The following is a 16,245-nucleotide window of genomic DNA, read 5'->3' as shown; positions in this document are numbered from 1 at the left end:
CCCCGCGGGTCAGCCACGGCTGCGCGGTGTGGTCGCCAGAGCCAGAGCCAGAGCCGGTGCCGGTGCCGGCGCGGGCGAGGACGCGCCCGAAGGGGTCCTCCACGGCGACGGCGAGGCCGAGGTGGTCGTGCAGGACCTCGGCGAGTCCCTGTTCGGGGGCGCTGGCGGTCAGGGTCTGGCCCAGGGCGGCCTGGAAGCGGTACTCGCGGGCCAGGGCGGCCTCGACCTCGACCCGGATCTGTTTCTCGGTCGGGGCACCGGTGTCGGGCGAGGTCCGATCGTGGCCGACCGGATTGCCTCCTTCACGTTCCGTGTCCCTCATCCGCCCACGAGAGCGCATCGGCCGCCGCAGGTCAACGTCCCGGCCTACGGTCACCCGCCATTCGCTCGCACACAGTGGGAGATCCCGTCGGACAGGTGATCACCACGGGCGCGCACCGGTCAGGGAGTGCGTCGCGCGACGAGCCACCCGGCGATGACGTGGAGCTTGGTGTTGGTGCTCTGGGAGGCGCGCCGGAGACGTCCGAAGGCCTCGTCGGCGTCGACGCCGTAGTGGCGCATGAGGATTCCCTTGGCCTGTCCGATCACGTCCCGCCGCTCGAGCGCCCTCTCCAGGTTCTCCACCCGGTCGGTCCCCGCGAGGGCGAGCGAGGCGTACACGGCGAACAGCTGGGCGTGGCGCAGGGTCCGCACTCGCGCCGATCGGTCGTCGAGGGTGCGTCGTGTCAGGTGGAGGTTCAGCGCGGCCGCGGGACAGGCAGTCGTGAACGGGACCGACAGGCTGGCCCGGACGCCGTGGCGGACCGCCTCCGGGACGAACCGGGGCCAGCGCGTCTCGGTGGTCACGTCGGAGAGGACCACGGCGCCCGCGCCGCCGACCGTGTCGATGCACGGGCCCTCCGCCGTGCGGAGCTGGGCCCGGTCCACGGACGCGGCCGTCTCCGTGGTGTGCGCCGCGCAGGACAGCCCGCCCCGGCCGCGGATCGCGACCCCGGCATCCCGGACGCCCGGCACGACCGCCACGGCGCCCTCCGCGATCCGGGGGAGTGCGTCGACGACCCGCTCGCACCCGGCGATCCGGCGCGCTGATGTCAGCAGCGCCGCCAGGAGAACGTCGGCCTCCTCGTCCTCGGGCTCCGACGACCCCGGCGCGAACAGCACGTTCTCCGCAGGGCTCGTCACCTGCCACCTCCGTCGTTCGGGGAACCGTCTGTCCAGCACCGTGCTCCGTGACGCCCGGGTCGGGCATCGGCCCCGCCGGACACATTGCCCGGGTCCGGGCCCGCCCGGACGCACGAAGTTCCGTGCTCCCCCTCTCGCAGCCGCCGAGCAGGGGGCTACGACGGCCCCGTACACCCGCTCCGCGACGAATCAGGAGACGACGTGCCCGAGGAATCCCGCGTCTACGACGTCCAGGTGGGGCCGGTCCTCATCGACGTCCCCCGTTCGATCGGCTACTTCGGAGGGGTCGGCGCCGCGGTGGTCCTCGGGCTGGTCGATCCGCCGCTGGCGGTGTTCATCGCCGCGGTCCCGTTCCTCGCGATGCTGACGCACCGCTCGCTGCCGGTGCCGGTCCGCTTCGTCGGAGAGGCCCTGGAAGGGGCCGCGAAGCCCGTCGGCGGCGACGACGACGGCTACGTGAGGCTGCGGGACGAGCGCCGGGACCAGGAACGGGCCCGTGCGGTGGCCGTGGAGGCGCGCCGCGGGGACGCCGTCGAGGACACGGGAGGCGCTCGCCGCGCGCGTCGACCGGTCGGGACGCGCGCCACCGACGACCGTCTCTGAGGGCCACCACTCCGGAGGCACGGTCAGGACGAGGAGGCGCCGTCCCGACCGTTCTCGTCCTGCCCGATCTCGTCACGTCGCCGGCGCTCGCGATAGCCGTAGGCGGCGCGCCGGACCGCGTCCTCGCCGTCGAGCCCGGAGCCCAGCGCGCCGGCGATGGTCGCCAGTCCGGTGGCCAGCCACGCGAGCACGAGGTGGTCGCCGAGGGTCGGCACGCGGCCCAGGCTCGAGGCGAACACCGACGCGTCGAGGAAGAACAGCGATCCGAGCAGGGTGAGCACGTACACCGCGGCGAACATGACGGTCACGCCGATGCTCAGGGTCAGCACGGTGGACGCGTTGAAGAGTGTCCTCTCCTCGCTGTCCTCGTCGCCGTCGCGTTCCCAGAGGTGGTGGGCGCTGATGATCCAGACCACCATCAGGGTCACGGACGCCAGCATCGTCAGGATCAGCTTGCCCGCCCCGAGCCGGGTGGCCAGCTGCCAGATCGTGGAGTTGATGGTCAGGTAGGCGCTGGTCCCCAGGACGGCCGCCAGCGCGGTGCGCATGCCCAGGACGAGGCGCCAGGGCTGGTTGGTGCGCACCATGCCGGCCAGCAGCCGGGCCCGACCACGCCGCCGGGTCGTCACGTAGCGCTGCGTGTGCCGGCCTTCCCCGGCCCGGACGACCTGGACCGGTTGCAGGTTCTTCGCGAGCGTCCGCCCGAGAGCACTCGGGTGGTGCTGCTCGTGGTCGAGGCCGGCGTCCGCCTCTCCGACGAGATCGCCGACCAGGCGGACGACCGCGTTGCGCACCTTGCGGTGCTGCAGGAACGGGCCGAAGCCGGGGAGCGAGAGGCCGGCGACGCGACGCTCGTGGTCGAGGTCGACCAGGATCGGGTGGTCGCCGTGCTGCATCGGGAGGTCGGTCAGGTAGATCCCGACGTCCCATCCGGCGTCGGCGGCCTGATCGGCCACCGCGCGCAGGACCTCCTCGGGATCCTGCACCGAGGCGGTGACCGGGTGGGTCATGGTGCGGACGTCCCAGGCGGTGTCGTCGTCGACCCGGTCGGCCAGCAGGGCCGGGAGCTCGTCGGCCAGCCAGGCGGTGATCTCCGCCGGGGTGTCGGGGTCGGCGAGCAGACCGACGACCGTCGTGCCGCGGCTGTCCGTCGCGGTCGAGCTGTGCCGTCGTCCGGATTCGGTCACGGATCCCCCTCATCGCTTCCCGGCCACGGCGTCCGGCCCGGGCATCGGGACGGGCGTCGAGACGCGGTCGCGCCCCCGGGCCCCTCCCACCCTCATGGAGGGCCGGACGAGGCGTACCGGCCCGCGAGGACGAACCCGGTGGAGGGACCTCGTGCCGTCGGGACGGCGGGGGCGGCGCCCCGGTCGGGGGACCGGGGTCAGCCGCGCTCGGGGCGCCGGGGACGGGGCAGGTGGGGGAGCGCGGGATGGATCCGGACCGGGGCACCCTGGGGGAGGGGAGAACGGGCCGGATCCATCCCACCACGACCGCCGTTCGCCGGGGGGCGACGAACGGGCGGCCGAGCAGGGGGGTCCACCGACTGCGCGTCCGCGGCGCAGGACCGGCAGCCAAGGGCCTCGGCGAGCGAGTCGTGCGCCGGGGCGCCCGCCGCGCCGACGACCGCCGGCGGCGTCTGCGGCGAGCGCACGATCCGCAGGAGACCTCCGCGCGCCCGCAGCCCGGCCGCGAGGTCGGCGACGGCTCCCACGACGACCGGGGCTGCCGTGCAGGTGGCCCGGGCGTCGAGGACGACGATCCCCTCGGGGTCGTCCCGGAGGGCGAGACGACGCAGCCGCGCCGCGGCGACGAACCCCACCGCGTCCGGGGTGCGCACCACGGTGCCGCAGACGGTGTCGACGATCGACACCGAGCGCCCGTCGCCGGGGGCGGTGGTCCCGTGATCGGTGGTCATGGCTCGCTCTCGCGTCGCGGGGGCCGGCCGGGCCCGGTCGGTGGACGACGAGAGATCTACCGAGCGACACGGACGCCGGTCCATCCGCGTACGGCAACACCCGACCGTCCGGCGACGGGCCCGTCGATCACCGGCCGTGCAGTGTCGCTGCCGGCGTGCGGCCGTAGACCCTCCGGTAGGCCTGGGAGAACCTGCTGACGTGACCGAAGCCCCACCGGTGGGCGACCGCGGCCACGGTGGTCGCGCGCGGTTCCCCCGCGCGCAGCTCGGCATGGGCGTGCTCGAGCCGGACGAGCCGGAGGTAGGCCATCGGGGTGGTGCCCAGGTGGCGCCGGAAGCCGTCGTGCAGGGTGCGCGTCGACGCACCCGCGAGGCGGGCGAGGACGGTCGGCGTGAACGGCTGCGCCGGGTCGCTGCGGATGGCGTCGACGGCGCGACCTACCGGGATCCGGCTCCAGCTGCGCACCGGCCGTTCCAGGTCCTCGCGCCACCGGTGCCCGGTGGCGTGGACGAAGCCGGTGATCACGGCGTCGTGCAGCGGTGCCGCGATGATCGGGTGGGACAGCACGCTCGGCGTCGTGCGGGCCTCGTCGCACAGGAGCCGCACCAGCCGGTCCCAGCGCCGCCCGGCGCCGCTGCGCAGGTCGACGAGCGGGTCCAGCACCGGGTCCGGCGGCAGCGCGTGACCGACCTCCTCCGCCAGCGCCTCGTTGACCGCGCGCCGCTCGACACGGACGGCGTAGGAGCCGTAGTCGTCGCTCGTCGTCATCGTCACCGGCTTGACGGGGTGGTACACCGCGCCGTACCCCGGTGTCACCTCCACCGCGCGCCGACGGTGGTGGGCGTCCATGGAGCCGCCGGCGGCGTAGTTGACGTAGTAGCAGTCCTCGAGGTCCGCCGTACCGATCCGCAGACCGGAACTGACCTGGGCCACCCCGACCGCCAGCGCACCGAGGACGACACCGTCGAAGCGGAAGTCGTAGCTCGCGGTGCGGTCCAGGAGATCCATCGACGTGGTGAAGAAGTCCTGCCCCACCGCCGCCTTCGCGCCGTCGAGGTCGTGCTCGTGATGCGAGAAGAACGCCGCCGACTCCACTGCCACCGCTCCACCCTACGAACTGCGCGGGGAGTCCCGGGACGGCTTCGAGGGGCCCGGCCGGATCGTCGTCCAGGGTGTGCGGGCCCGCTGTGACTCCGGTCATGACAGCTGGAACCTGACGCGGGCGTCAGGTCCTAGCGTCGACGACGTCGGGCCGGCCACCAGGACCGTCCCGACCTGCCGACCGGGAGGAGATCGTCGTGCGCGGCGCATACGGGTACCGGGCCTTCGGAGGGCCGGAGGTCCAGGAGTTCGTCGAGCGGCCCGACCCGGTGCCGGCGCCCCACGAGGTCGCGGTCGCGGTGCGCGCGGCGGGGGTCAACCCGATCGACCACGCGCTGCGGTCCGGGATGCTCCCGATGCTCAACGGCGGCCTGCCGTTCCCGCAGGTCCTCGGCGTGGAGGCCGCCGGTGTCGTCACGGCGGTCGGTGCGGACGTGTCGGGCCTCGAGGTCGGGGACCAGGTCTTCGGCTTCGCGCTCACCGGGGCCGGCACGTACGCGCACCGCACCGTGCTCCTCGGCTCGACCACCGCCCGGACCCCGGACGGTCTCTCCGACATCTGGGCGGCGACGATCCCGGTGGCGGGCACGACGGCGCTCGACGTGCTGGACCAGCTGGACCTGGCCCCGGGGGACCGGATCCTCGTCAACGGCATCGGCGGCGGCGTGGGTGTCGCCACCGCCCAGCTCGCCCGCGCCCGGGGCCTCGAGGTCGTCGGCACCGGCAGCACGTCGAAGCGTGCCCTCGCCACCTCGGCCGGGGCGTCGTTCGTCGACTACACGCAGGGCCCGGTCGAGGAACGGCTCCGGGCGCTGGCCCCCGAGGGGTTCGCCGGCGTCGTCGACCTCGTCGGCGGTGCGTCCCTGCGCGCCGTGGCCCCGCTGGCCGTGGAGCCCGCGAGGGTCGTCGCCGTCGGGGACCCGACGGTCGTCGAGATCGGGGGCGCGATGCCCGAGCGCCACACCGACCGGGCGACGCTCGAGCGGGTGGCGGCCCTCATGGTGCAGGGCGTCCTCGACCCGACCGTCACGACCGTCGTGCCCCTCTCGGGTGCGGGTGAGGCTCTCCTCGAGGTCGAGAGCGGCCACTCGATCGGGAAGACCGTCCTCGACCTGACGCTCTGACCCCGACCTGGTCAGTCCTCGTACGGGTTCGTCGGGGCCGGGACCGGGCGCACCGCCTCGGCCCGGACGGCCGCCGTGCGGTCGTCGGGCTCCGGGGCGGGCGTGAAGCGCCCGGTCACCTCGACCCAGGTGCCGGCCGCCCGGCGGGTGGGGTCCCCGTCGACGTGGACGAGGTAGCTGCGGGCGTCGAGGGCGCAGCACGTCATGACGGCACGGGCGACCGACCAGCCGTCGGTGCCGTCGGGGGTGACGAACCCCGTCAGGGTCACGGTCCTGCCGGTGAGCGTGCGCCCGGCGTCCCACGCGGCTCGGGCGGCGTAGTCGTGGACGGCGAGCGGGACGGGGCCGCCGACCGGCAACGGGTCGAAGCGGGTGCCGGTCGGGGGCTGCGGCACGGCGGGGTCCGCGCGGCCGGCGGCGAGGGCGCCCAGCGGCGGCGGGACGACGACGAGGACCAGCAGCAGCGGCAGGCAGAGTAGCCACCCGACGGCCGGGATCCGCCGGTGGTCGTGGCCTCCGGCGCGGCGTGCCGCGGCCAGCTCCTCGGGGGTGGCGGCGAGCGGCCCGTGGGTGTGCAGCCGCGACCGCACGGGCTCGTCGTCCGGGGGATCGTCGCGCACGAACAGGGTGACCAGCCCGAGGACGACGAGCCCGGCGGCGGTCAGCAGCAGCCACGGGCGGTGCGTCGCGCGGACGTAGTCCAGGTACGCCCCGGAGAGCGTCACGGTCACCACCGCGCCGCCGAGCGCCACGAGCAGGGCGCCGCTGACCGGCCCTCTCACAGCATCACCGCGCCCACGACGAGGGCCACGGCGATGGCCACGACGAAGGTCAGCGGGGCGAGCCGGGCCGCGAACCCCGGCCCGAACGTGCCGGCGTGGAGGCTGATCAGCTTCACGTCGACGGCCGGCCCGACGACCATGAAGGCCAGTTGGGCGGTGGGGGAGAAGGCCGTGAGACCGGAGGCGATGAAGGCGTCGGCCTCCGAGCACACCGCGAGCAGGACGGCGAGCAGCCCGAGCACCACGACGGAGAGCACCGGCACCCCGGCCGTGGCCTGGGTCCACTCCGGGGGGATGGCCATCGTCAGGGTGGCGCTGATGGCCGCGCCCACCACCAGGAACCCGCCCGCCTGCAGGAGGTCGTGCCGCGCGGTGAGCAGGACCTCGCGCCCGCGGGAGGGCCCGTGGTCCTCCGCGGTCTCGTCGTCGGCCTGCGGGACGGGCACGTCGGCGGTCGACCGACCGACCCGGGTCCAGACGAGCCCGACGACGAGGGCGAGGGTCGCGGAGGCGACCAGCCGCGCCAGGACCATGCCCGGCCGGCCGGGGAACGCGACCGCGGTGGCGACCAGGACGACGGGGTTGATCGCCGGCGAGGAGAGCATGAAGGCCACGGCGGCCGGAGGTCGTACCCCGCGGGACATCAGTCGGGCCGCGACGGGCACCGACCCGCACTCGCAGCCCGGGAGGGCCACGCCCGCGCCGGTCGCGACGGGGACGGCCACCCAGCTCCGGCCCCCGAGCGTGCGCCGCAGCACCCGGCCGGGCACGAGGGCCGAGACGACCGCGGCCACGAGCACCCCGAGTGCGAGGAACGGCAGGGCCTGCAGCACCACCGCCGCGCACAGCGTCGCCCACGTCGCGAGCCGGACGTCGTCGCCGACGGCGACGGCCCAGACCTCGCGTCCGATCAGCATCACGACGCAGACGCCCAGGAGCAGCAGGGCGGCGGGCGCCATCCCGGGTCGGCGGCCCGTCGTCGGGCCGGATGTCCGCGGGACCACCTCGTGCTCCTTCGTGCCGGGTGATCAGGAGCCTGGCACCGGCCGTCGCCCCGCCCGCGTCCGGGGCTCAGCCGTCCGTGGCCCGGGTCGTGCGGTGCAGGGCCGCCGCGAGGGCGACGAAGGACCGGACCAGGGGGTCGGCGTCGGTGGCCCAGGCGATGACGACCCGGCTCGGCGGCTGGTCGGCGATCTCGACCGCGACGAGCCCGTCGGGGAGGTCGTGGCCCAGGGGGATCAACCCCACCGAGCCGTTCCACCGCACCGCCTGCAGGCACTCGTGGGCGGTCCGGACGACCGGCCCGTCGGACCGGGTGCCGTCGCCCGCGATCCAGTACGCGCTCCACACCAGGTCGGTGCCCTCCGGGAACCGGAACCAGCGGCGCGCTGCGAGCTCATGGAGTTCGATCTTCTCCCGTCCGGCGAGCGGATCGTCGACGCGCAGCACCACTCCGACGGCCTCGGACGCCAGCTCCCGGACGCTGATCCCGGTGGTGTCGAACGGCGCCCGGGTGAGCGCGACGTCGACCAGCCCCGCGCGCAGGCCCGCGGTCGGGTCGGTGAAGTCGGCCTCCCGGATGCGGACGTCGACCCCGGGGTGGCGCCGACGGAAGGCCGGCGCGAGCCGGCCGTCGGCCCGGTCGACGGTGTCGGCCAGCGTGCCGACGGTCAGGGTGGCGGTCCCGGCCGCCGTGGCCACCCGGGCCCGGGCGTGCTCGACCTGGTCGAGCAGGGCACGGGCCTCGTCGTACAGGACGTCGCCCGCCGGGGTGGTCCCGACGCCGGCGGGGGACCGGTCGAGCAGCACCGTGCCGAGGTCGTCCTCGAGCTGCCGGATCGCGCGGCTGAGCGACGGCTGCGTCATGTGCAGGCGGGCCGCCGCGCGGCCGAAATGGCGTTCCTCGGCGACCGCCACGAAGTAGCGCAGCAGTCGGAGCTCCACGAGCAGCGACGATAGCCGTGGGGCATCGGTCGTGCCGAGGAGATCCTGGACCCCCACCGACCCGGCGGCGTGGACTGCGACCCATGGTGGACGCGCCGACGATCTCGCTGAGCTGCATGCTCTACGACCACACCGAGGCCCTGCTGCAGGGCCGGGTGCACGTCGACGGCGTGCGGCTCCGGACCAAGACCTGCGACGACGTCGGCTCCCTGTTCCGGCGCCAGGTGGAGCGCCGGGAGTTCGACGTCGCCGAGCTCGGCCTCACGTTCCTGCTGCGGACGATGGACCTCGACGACCCCCCGTTCGTCGGGATCCCGGTGTTCCTCATGCGCCGGTTCCAGCACTCGGTCATCTACGTGAGCGAGGCGAGCGGCATCGTCGAACCGGCCGATCTGGCGGGGGCCACGATCGGCGAGTTCGCGCTCTACGGGCACGACATGGGGGTCTGGCCGAAGGGCATCCTCGCCGACGAGCACGGGTTCGACCCCGCCCGCAGCCGCTGGCTGATCGGCGGGACGTCCGAGCCGATGGCCCCCATGGACTTCGTCCCGGCCCGGCACCCCGACACCGTCGACGTCCGCCACCTCGGCGCCGGCCAGGCCCTCGGCCCGATGCTCGAGGCCGGCGAGATCGACGCCCTCATCTCGGCGGTGCCACCGGCGGCGGTGCTGCAGGGCACCCCGGGCGCCCGCCGCCTGTTCCCGGACGCGGCCGAGCGCGAGGCCGAGTACCACCACAGGACCGGGATCTTCCCGATGATGCACGTCCTGGTGGCCCGGCGGGACCTCGCCGAGGCGAACCCCGGGCTGGCCACGGCGATCTACCGGGCCTTCGTCGCGTCCCGGTCGCTCGCCGAGGGGGAGTACCGCGCAGGCAGCCGCACCGGCGGGCCGCCCACCCCCTGGTACCCGCAGCTCCTCGATGACCACGGCCGGCTCGTCGAGGACGGCCGCGGGGAGCACGGGATCGCCGCCAACCGGGCGGCCATCGACGCGTTCCTGCGCTACCACCACGAGCAGGGGCTCTCCGACCGCCGGCTGCGGATCGAGGACGTCTTCGCCGCCGAGCTGCTCGACACCTGACCGCACACCCGCGACAAGGAGTTCACCGTGACCGCAGTGTCGATCGTCGGCCCCGACGACGGCGAGACCATCCAGCTGGGCCCGTCGGTGCAGATGCGCATCCTCGAGGACGGCCGCACCTCCGGTCACCGGCTCGGGGTCGCCGTGGGCACCCTCGCCCCGCACACCGGCGGGCCGCCCCAGCACCGCCACGCCCAGCACGACGAAGGCTTCTACGTCATCTCGGGGACCGTGCGCTTCACCGTCGGCGACACCGACCACGACGCAGGCCCCGGCACGTTCGTCATGGTCCCGCCGGGCGCCCCGCACTCCTTCGCCAACCCCGGCGACGAACCCGCGGTGCTGCTGTCCACCTTCACCCCGGACCACTACGTGCAGTACTTCCGCGATCTGCGCGACCTCGGCCCGACGAACGCCCAGGACGTCGGGGCCGTCATGGCGCGGTACGCGACCGAGGTCTCGACCGAGTACGCGTCGTGATCGTCGCCTACTGGATCGTCGCCGGACTGCTGGCGGCGTTCTACCTCTACGCCGGAGGCAAGAAGGTCGCCCAGAGCCGCGAGCAGCTCGCGTCGATGATGGGCTGGGTCGACACCGTCCCGATGCCGGCGGTCCGGGCGATCGGGGTGGTCGAGCTCCTGGGTGCGGCCGGGCTGGTCCTGCCACCCCTGACCGGGATCGCGCCCGGTCTCGCCGTCGCGGCCGCCGCGGGCTTCGTGGTCCTCCAGGTCCCGGCGACCGCCCTGCACCTCGTCCGTGGGGAGGGGAACGTCATCGGCCTCAACGTGGTCCTGCTGGTGGTCGCGGCGGCGGCGACGTGGCTCGCGACCTTCCTCTGACCGGGGTCAGGGACCGTCGGGCGGGCTGGTCGCCGAGGGGGGCGTCCTCGGCCTCGTCCGTTGTTCCAAGACGTCGGGTCCATCTCGCCCCCTGGTGGAGCGGGTCGGGCCGCGACGGCGACGTCAGTCGGGTCGCTCTGGTCAGCGTTGGCCGTGTGCCCTAGAGGATCGATCCGATGGACGTTGGGGTGCCGGGCGACACGCTGTCCGGGGATCACCCCGTGGTGCGCTGATTGCGGGACGGGACGCCGCCGAGGTCGGTCGCGAACGAGCCGATCCCGAAGGCGAGGGTGTCGAGCATGCGGTCGAGCGCAACACGGTCGATGTTCGCGACTGTGTCGCACGCTCGGTGATAGCACGGGTCGTAGGGCACTCCGGGGCGCCCGCCCCACGTCGCGGCCTGCTCAGGGGTCTTGATCCCGGAGTCGCCGCTGAAAACCCCGCCGGTGGCGATGCCGGCGTTGACGAAGGGCCCGTAGTCGGAGTCGTCGATGAAGGGGAACCCGGCCGGTCGGGCACCGAGCGAAGCAAGGTGGTCGGCGAGGATTTTCTCAATTGCTGCGGAACCGGGCGGGCCGGTGGTGCCCCCGCCGTTGGAGTTGTCGCCGTCGTAGACGAAGTAGCCGGCGTTGGGGGCCGCGATGACGTCGGCGTTGAGCATCAGCGCGATATCGCGGCGCTGCTCAGCTGACAGCGTCCTCAGGTAGTGCTGTGAACCGAGCAGCCCTTCCTCTTCGGCCCCGAACCACACGAACCGCACGCTGTTGGCTACCGGCGGCGCACTGCCCAGCTTGAGCGCGATCTCGAGCAGGGCGGCGGCGCCGCTGCCGTTGTCATCGATGCCCGGGCCCACCGGGACGCTGTCCAGGTGCGCTCCGGCCAAGACCACCTCTTCGGGGCGCCCGGTGGTCGTCTGCGCGATGACGTTCCGGGTCGTGCCTCCTGCCGGTCTGGACCCGGACTCCTCCTCGGTATCAGAGTCGCCCCCGATCACGATCGGGAACTCCGGTGTCTCGACCCGGAATCCAGCCCGTCGCAGGGTGTCGGCGAGGTAATCGACGCTGCGGTCATACCCCGGGGTCCCCAGAGCCCGGTTGCCACCGTTGCGGTCGGCAATCGCCTGCAACGCCCTCAGGTGCACGAAGGCGGCGTCGCCGGCTGTCACGGAAGCGAGTCGACTCGGCAGTCCTCTATCCGCGGCAGACGGTGTCGAAGTCTCGGCTCGCGGCCCCTCGGGTGAACCGGTCGAACACGCCGACGCGGCGAGCACGGCGACGGCGGCGAAGGCGGCCCCGACCAGCCGACGGGTCCTGCCATCCCCCGGCCTCGTCGATTCATGATGGATCTGATTCCTGACAGCACGGCAATTCATCTTTGACGACTCCGCTCGAAGGTTAAGTTGCCTGATTGCATCGCGACTTCGACGGCATCCGACGTGGCGGCTTCGCGGACCGACGGGAACATGTGCTCGGCGAGCAGCGCACGGGTGCTGGTGGAATGAGGTGTGGGACGAGGGCTGCGCTGCGCTTCGGTCGATCGGGCGGCCCGCGAGGCCCGCGGTCGCGACAGCGGATGTCGCCCCCACCCGCCGGACGGTGAGACGCCCGGTGCACCTGGAGTACAGCGCTCCCGGCCGAGTGGACGGTCGGGCTCGCGAGGCGCCCAGAGAAGCCGGGCGCGCCCGGTAGTCAGATCGAGTGGCTCTGACTTATCCAGGCAATGACCCCTCAGGGCCCAAAGGAACAGAGACCGACCGGCGGACCGCGACGACTCGGTTGGGGCACGTGTTGCCGCTTCTTGTAGCTCATGGGCGGTGGTTCAGCCGGTGAATCCACCGCCGGGTACGGCGAGGTGGAGGGAACGGGCTGCACCAGGACGCGGACAAGGCGACGAACACCAAGCGCGACAACATGACCGGCGTCCTCGCCAGCCCGGATCATTGCGGTGACAGCGACGATCAGAACGAGGTGGGCGGCGACGAGCAGGGTGCTCGTCTGCCCATCGTGGTGGTTCGCCAACTCATTGGTCGCAGTGATCTCGCCGAGGTAATGCAGGGCGGGCTGAGCGATGAGCATCGTCGCGGCCAGACCGAGTATCGACCGCGGGTTGCCCGCGCCGAGTGCGCGGACAACAGCCGCGGCGACGACGAGGGCCAGCAGCGACCAGACATGGTCCATCGCCACCTCAACGCTGAGGGTTACGAGCGTCGTGCCCGCGAGGAGCGCAGCCGACAACGCCGCTACAGTCCGCCACCGCGCAGTACCGATCGCGGACACGTCATCACCGCTCTGCCGGGGTGCTTTCGACGCAGAGTAACCTCATGCAGCCTTCACGGGCTAGGCTTATGTCCAGGCGGCAGAGCGCCCCGCGGTGCTCGACTCGACCGGCCTCGTCCACGCCATGAGACCGCAAGGTCGAGCCATGTTTCGGTGAACGCGCGGTCGATCAGCTCGGGGACAAGCGTTTCGTATGCGGCTGGCTCCGCCGCGCTCGCGCGGCTTCCACCCTACGGCTGGTCGTCGTACGGGCCGACACGAACCGTTCTAGCTGCGCAGTACGACGTGCGCGGGCAACTCCGCCGGTGTCGCCGGGTCGGTGACCGGCTCGTCGTCGACCCGCACCCCGCCCTGCGCGAGCCGCCACTGGACCCGCTCCGCGGAGAGGCCGGCCCTGGTCAGCCGTTCGAACACGGTGACCGGCTTGTGCTCGTCGATCAGATCGCTCACGACTCTCGGCGCTAGGCGCACCCACCGACAGCGAGCCCGCACCCGACGCGGCTCGTCTGGCTAGACCCGTCCGCGCCTGTCGGCGCTCTGTGGAGCCGCTTGCGACGGCGCTGTTCTTGCTGGTGGGCCCGGGACGTTAGTCGGGCCGCTCTCACCGTCAAGGGCGCCTGCGGCGTCGCTGCGCGACCGGACTTCGTCCGGCCCTTGACCGCGAGCCTCGGCGGCCCGCCCGGCGCCCCTTCGGGCGTGGAGGCAGCGAGCGCCTCCACCTAGCCCCCGGGCCCACGGGCCCGGCCGAGGACGGGGGAGGCCCGCGCCAGAACAGCCGATTCACCACCGGAGAACTCCGGGAGACCACCGATGGCGAGCAGCTCTGGTCGGGCGGCCACCCGGAAGCGCTCGACGAACTCGTGGACCGGCACCGCTCCTGGTTGCTCCGGTCCGTCGGCTATTTCTCCAGAGGCGAGCACGACGTGGAGTCGGTCGTGCAGGACGTATGGCTCGACGTCATGCGCGGGGCGGCGTCCTACCGGGGCAACGGGTCGGTGCGCTCCTAGTTGGGGACGATCATGCGGCGTCGGATCGTGACCACCTGGCGAGCGCGTGGAGCGCGCCCGCATACGCTCGTCTCGGACCTCTCCGATGCATCCCCCACCAGCCAGGCCTACGACGATCAGGTCGTCCTTCGGGAACGGCTGCGTGGGCTCCTCGGCAAGTTGTCTGCCGAGCAGGCGAGCGCGGTCTGGCTCGTTCACGTGGTCGGGCTCCCTGTGGCCGAGGTTGCCACCCGTCTCGGGGTGTCCGGCGGGACGATCAAGTCCCGATGCAGCCGGGGTAGGGAGCGGCTGAGGATCATGCTGGGCAACGCCTAGCGGGCGGTTCCGCCCGCTTCGGACTTCGTCTCGAAGCGGGCGGAACCGAAACGCGGTGGGACGCCTCTACGAGGCATGACCATGTCATCTGAGGGACCCCGCCGGCCTCGTCACAGCCTTGTCTCCAGGCTCTTCGCCGCCGCGCTCGAGGGAGACGGGAGGTCCGAGGGAGACCTCCATGTGTTGGCCTTCGACCTGGCCGAAGACCGCAGCGCGATCACCATCGAAGCCCGCCGCGCCCTGGACTTGCTCGAGGGCCCCCGGCTAGACGGCGGCTGCCCGAGCGAGCTGCAGCGGACAAAGCGGCGCGCCTGGCCACGAGCTATGCCGACCAACTGAGGCCGACCTCGCCGACACCGCGTCCGACGCCGGCACCCGCCTGCGCGCGGCGCTCGACTCCCTCACCCACGGCCGATAGGGAAAGCGCCAGAGGAGGTGCCCACTGCCGCTCAGCGCTCTGATCTACGTCGATGGTGCCCCGTTCCCTGGCCCTGGTCGTTTCCGAAGGTTCATGACCGCCCTCTCCGGCGGCCTAATGAGACCGGCTGCTGCGACCAGCACTAGCCGCTAACACGGCAATAGTGACCTGCGAAGCTGCGCGGATGAGCGAGCCGTCCAGCCACTTGATCGCTGTGGCAATGCCCGCCGAGCAGTGGTCGGTCATCGATGGCTCGATCGACAACACCATCGCGGTCGATGTGGTCGAAGGGAAGGACGACGTCGTCGCGGTGGGTATCGCCATTCGCGAGGCCGGTTGGGCTCAGGTGCCGTGGGTCGATGGTCAGTGGCCTCCGATGAGCCAGGTAATCACGCTCAACCTGTCGCGGGCTCAGTGGGAGTTCGCCCTGACCCAGTTGCACCGTTGGCAGGACCTGTACGGGTCTTGGGGCGACGAGGATCGCCCCGAGGTGGGCGACCAGGCCATCGAGGCCTTGCGCGCGCACCTGTCGTGATGCACCTCGGGCACCCCCTGAGCTGCACGATGCCAACCTGTCCCGCACTAGCCCCTCGGTCTCGCCGATCACTGCGATGTATGACAGGGCAGCCGGCTGCGGGAGCGAGAATCAGGTGTCGAGCAGGCCAGCGTCGCCCCAGTCGGTACCAAGAACCCAGCGCAGCGCGGCCAGCTGGCCGTTGACGAAGTCCCAGCCCCAGTCGTCCCACGGCCCGACGTTCTCGGCGCCGTAGCGCTCGACGACCCGCTGGGCGGCAGCTTCGACGCCCGCCCGGATGTCGGCCGGCATCGGTCTCGTCTCTTCGCCGCGCTCCTCCTTCGCTCGCTGGATTAGGTGGCGGACATACCAGACCTTGTCGAGATACTCCTCGGCTGCGGCGAGAATCTCGCCGTAGGTCCGGGGCTCGTCGTCGGATCGGACAAACTCGACGTCGGCGACTTCGTCGTGGAATGCCTCCCCGAACTCGTCAGTCAGGAGTTGGCGAAGTCCGTCGGGGCCGAGGCAGTACCGCGAGCGAGTCCCGTCGAACAGCTCGGCGAGGTCAGGGTGAGGTTGGCGCTGGTCGCCCCCAGGGGCGGAGAAGTCTCTGTAGTTGGAGGTGACGAACGCGAAGGTCTCATCGGTTGGGCCGCCGGCGACGGTGGTCCGGTAGCGTTCGGCGAGGAGCGCGTCGCCCACGCTGTTCTTGGGTAGGTGGAACGGCGCCAGCTTGCCCAACGCCCTCCGCACGACCCGCTCGTGGTGCTCAGCACGCGGTTCGAGTCGGCGAGCTCGCTCCAGCAGCTCCCGAATCTCGCGGAAGTCTGCGATGTCGCGCCGCTGACCATTCGGACCCGGTGAGTCATCCCGACCCAGTCCTCGGTGCGGGCCGACTCCGATGTCGTCGAGGTCCCGCCCGAGGTCCCTCACCCTGTCGCTGATGCTCTTGGCTGCTCGCTCCTCAGCGTGCGGTCTGTTGCGGTCGAACTCCTCCAGGACGAGCTCTGGGACCAGCAGACGCACTTGGCCCCAGTGCTCGAAGTCGGAGGGGCACGATGAGGGTCTGGCCGTCCCGGCGACCGGCAAGATCGAGCCACGTGGACGTGTCCACAAGGATGGAGAGCACCAACACCGTC

19 protein-coding genes and 1 pseudogene are annotated in these 16,245 nt (G+C 72.6%); 8 read left to right on the top strand and 12 right to left on the bottom strand.

What is annotated here, in order from left to right; translation table 11 throughout:
* Window positions 1-322 (bottom strand): annotated as a pseudogene (locus ACFPBZ_RS21880) (hypothetical protein); the annotation flags it as partial.
* 119 nt (window positions 323-441) lie between these two features.
* Window positions 442-1,182: an ANTAR domain-containing protein gene (locus tag ACFPBZ_RS21875; protein ID WP_378038231.1), complete on the bottom strand. Its 741-nt coding sequence runs from the start codon at window positions 1,180-1,182 to the stop codon at window positions 442-444.
* A 201-nt stretch (window positions 1,183-1,383) separates the two neighbouring features.
* Between ACFPBZ_RS21875 and ACFPBZ_RS21870 the strand changes: the two genes are divergently transcribed.
* Window positions 1,384-1,785 (top strand): hypothetical protein, encoded by a 402-nt coding sequence (locus ACFPBZ_RS21870; RefSeq protein WP_378038230.1) that lies wholly within the window; start codon window positions 1,384-1,386, stop codon window positions 1,783-1,785.
* Between the two features lie 23 nt (window positions 1,786-1,808).
* On the opposite strand, the gene ACFPBZ_RS21865 is transcribed toward ACFPBZ_RS21870, so the two are convergent.
* From ACFPBZ_RS21865 to ACFPBZ_RS21855, 3 genes are all read right to left on the bottom strand, one after another.
* Window positions 1,809-2,972 carry a hypothetical protein gene (locus ACFPBZ_RS21865; RefSeq protein WP_378038229.1) on the bottom strand — a complete coding sequence of 388 codons (1,164 nt, stop codon included), beginning with the start codon at window positions 2,970-2,972 and terminating at the stop codon, window positions 1,809-1,811.
* 197 nt (window positions 2,973-3,169) lie between these two features.
* The gene (locus ACFPBZ_RS21860) at window positions 3,170-3,703 is read right to left on the bottom strand and encodes a hypothetical protein (protein ID WP_378038228.1); all 534 of its coding nucleotides are present in this window, start codon (window positions 3,701-3,703) and stop codon (window positions 3,170-3,172) included.
* 127 nt (window positions 3,704-3,830) lie between these two features.
* On the bottom strand, window positions 3,831-4,805 hold the full coding sequence (locus ACFPBZ_RS21855; protein ID WP_378038227.1) for an AraC family transcriptional regulator: 975 nt from the start codon (window positions 4,803-4,805) through the stop codon (window positions 3,831-3,833).
* Window positions 4,806-5,002: 197 nt separating this feature from the next.
* On the opposite strand from ACFPBZ_RS21855, the gene ACFPBZ_RS21850 reads away from it, so the two are divergent.
* Complete coding sequence (locus tag ACFPBZ_RS21850; protein ID WP_378038226.1) at window positions 5,003-5,929, top strand: NADP-dependent oxidoreductase; 927 nt, start codon at window positions 5,003-5,005, stop codon at window positions 5,927-5,929.
* Between the two features lie 11 nt (window positions 5,930-5,940).
* Here ACFPBZ_RS21850 and ACFPBZ_RS21845 read toward each other — a convergent pair whose 3' ends face one another.
* The 3 genes from ACFPBZ_RS21845 to ACFPBZ_RS21835 form a co-directional block, all read right to left on the bottom strand.
* A complete protein-coding gene (locus ACFPBZ_RS21845) occupies window positions 5,941-6,711 on the bottom strand; it encodes a TIGR03943 family putative permease subunit (RefSeq protein WP_378038225.1) in 771 nt (256 codons plus the stop codon).
* Window positions 6,708-7,715, bottom strand: coding sequence for a permease (locus ACFPBZ_RS21840; protein WP_378038224.1), 1,008 nt, complete (start codon window positions 7,713-7,715; stop codon window positions 6,708-6,710). The genes ACFPBZ_RS21845 and ACFPBZ_RS21840 overlap by 4 nt, the downstream gene beginning before the upstream one ends.
* A 67-nt stretch (window positions 7,716-7,782) precedes the next feature.
* Entirely contained in the window at window positions 7,783-8,655 is an 873-nt protein-coding gene (locus tag ACFPBZ_RS21835; protein WP_378038223.1) for a LysR family transcriptional regulator, read from the bottom strand.
* Window positions 8,656-8,738: 83 nt separating this feature from the next.
* Between ACFPBZ_RS21835 and ACFPBZ_RS21830 the strand changes: the two genes are divergently transcribed.
* Genes ACFPBZ_RS21830 through ACFPBZ_RS21820 form a run of 3 tightly spaced genes read left to right on the top strand, consistent with a single transcriptional unit; the run spans window position 8,739 to window position 10,576 of the window.
* Window positions 8,739-9,737, top strand: a complete 999-nt coding sequence (locus ACFPBZ_RS21830) for a substrate-binding domain-containing protein (RefSeq protein WP_378038222.1) — start codon at window positions 8,739-8,741, stop codon at window positions 9,735-9,737.
* Window positions 9,738-9,764: 27 nt separating this feature from the next.
* On the top strand, window positions 9,765-10,217 hold the full coding sequence (locus ACFPBZ_RS21825) for a cupin domain-containing protein (protein ID WP_378038221.1): 453 nt from the start codon (window positions 9,765-9,767) through the stop codon (window positions 10,215-10,217).
* Window positions 10,214-10,576 (top strand): DoxX family protein, encoded by a 363-nt coding sequence (locus ACFPBZ_RS21820; protein ID WP_378038220.1) that lies wholly within the window; start codon window positions 10,214-10,216, stop codon window positions 10,574-10,576. The genes ACFPBZ_RS21825 and ACFPBZ_RS21820 overlap by 4 nt, the downstream gene beginning before the upstream one ends.
* A gap of 214 nt (window positions 10,577-10,790) precedes the next feature.
* On the opposite strand, the gene ACFPBZ_RS21815 is transcribed toward ACFPBZ_RS21820, so the two are convergent.
* The 3 genes from ACFPBZ_RS21815 to ACFPBZ_RS21805 all read right to left on the bottom strand — a co-directional run bounded on the left by ACFPBZ_RS21815 (window position 10,791) and on the right by ACFPBZ_RS21805 (window position 13,302).
* Window positions 10,791-11,741 carry a M28 family peptidase gene (locus ACFPBZ_RS21815; protein WP_378038219.1) on the bottom strand — a complete coding sequence of 317 codons (951 nt, stop codon included), beginning with the start codon at window positions 11,739-11,741 and terminating at the stop codon, window positions 10,791-10,793.
* A gap of 562 nt (window positions 11,742-12,303) precedes the next feature.
* A complete protein-coding gene (locus ACFPBZ_RS21810) occupies window positions 12,304-12,852 on the bottom strand; it encodes a hypothetical protein (protein ID WP_378038218.1) in 549 nt (182 codons plus the stop codon).
* Window positions 12,853-13,119: 267 nt separating this feature from the next.
* Window positions 13,120-13,302, bottom strand: coding sequence for a hypothetical protein (locus ACFPBZ_RS21805; protein WP_378038217.1), 183 nt, complete (start codon window positions 13,300-13,302; stop codon window positions 13,120-13,122).
* Between the two features lie 410 nt (window positions 13,303-13,712).
* On the opposite strand from ACFPBZ_RS21805, the gene ACFPBZ_RS21800 reads away from it, so the two are divergent.
* The 3 genes from ACFPBZ_RS21800 to ACFPBZ_RS21790 all read left to right on the top strand — a co-directional run bounded on the left by ACFPBZ_RS21800 (window position 13,713) and on the right by ACFPBZ_RS21790 (window position 15,127).
* A complete protein-coding gene (locus tag ACFPBZ_RS21800) occupies window positions 13,713-13,859 on the top strand; it encodes a sigma factor (RefSeq protein ID WP_378038216.1) in 147 nt (48 codons plus the stop codon).
* A 12-nt stretch (window positions 13,860-13,871) separates the two neighbouring features.
* Complete coding sequence (locus ACFPBZ_RS21795) at window positions 13,872-14,174, top strand: RNA polymerase sigma factor (RefSeq protein WP_378038215.1); 303 nt, start codon at window positions 13,872-13,874, stop codon at window positions 14,172-14,174.
* Between the two features lie 602 nt (window positions 14,175-14,776).
* Window positions 14,777-15,127, top strand: a complete 351-nt coding sequence (locus tag ACFPBZ_RS21790; protein WP_378038214.1) for a hypothetical protein — start codon at window positions 14,777-14,779, stop codon at window positions 15,125-15,127.
* Window positions 15,128-15,238: 111 nt separating this feature from the next.
* Here ACFPBZ_RS21790 and ACFPBZ_RS21785 read toward each other — a convergent pair whose 3' ends face one another.
* Window positions 15,239-16,132: a PIN domain-containing protein gene (locus tag ACFPBZ_RS21785; protein ID WP_378038213.1), complete on the bottom strand. Its 894-nt coding sequence runs from the start codon at window positions 16,130-16,132 to the stop codon at window positions 15,239-15,241.
* Between the last annotated feature and the right edge of the window lie 113 nt (window positions 16,133-16,245).

The organism is Actinomycetospora atypica, assembly GCF_042653685.1.
In the GTDB taxonomy this organism is placed as follows: Bacteria; Actinomycetota; Actinomycetes; order Mycobacteriales; family Pseudonocardiaceae; genus Actinomycetospora; species Actinomycetospora atypica.
This window is presented reverse-complemented; position numbering and strand designations above follow the sequence as displayed.

Bases quoted from the DNA above. Each gene is read 5' to 3' on its own strand.
- ACFPBZ_RS21860 (WP_378038228.1), bottom strand. From the start codon at position 3,703: ATGACCACCGATCACGGGACCACCGCCCCCGGCGACGGGCGCTCGGTG.
- ACFPBZ_RS21830 (WP_378038222.1), top strand. From the start codon at position 8,739: ATGGTGGACGCGCCGACGATCTCGCTGAGCTGCATGCTCTACGACCAC.
- ACFPBZ_RS21795 (WP_378038215.1), top strand. From the start codon at position 13,872: ATGCGGCGTCGGATCGTGACCACCTGGCGAGCGCGTGGAGCGCGCCCG.
- ACFPBZ_RS21790 (WP_378038214.1), top strand. From the start codon at position 14,777: ATGAGCGAGCCGTCCAGCCACTTGATCGCTGTGGCAATGCCCGCCGAG.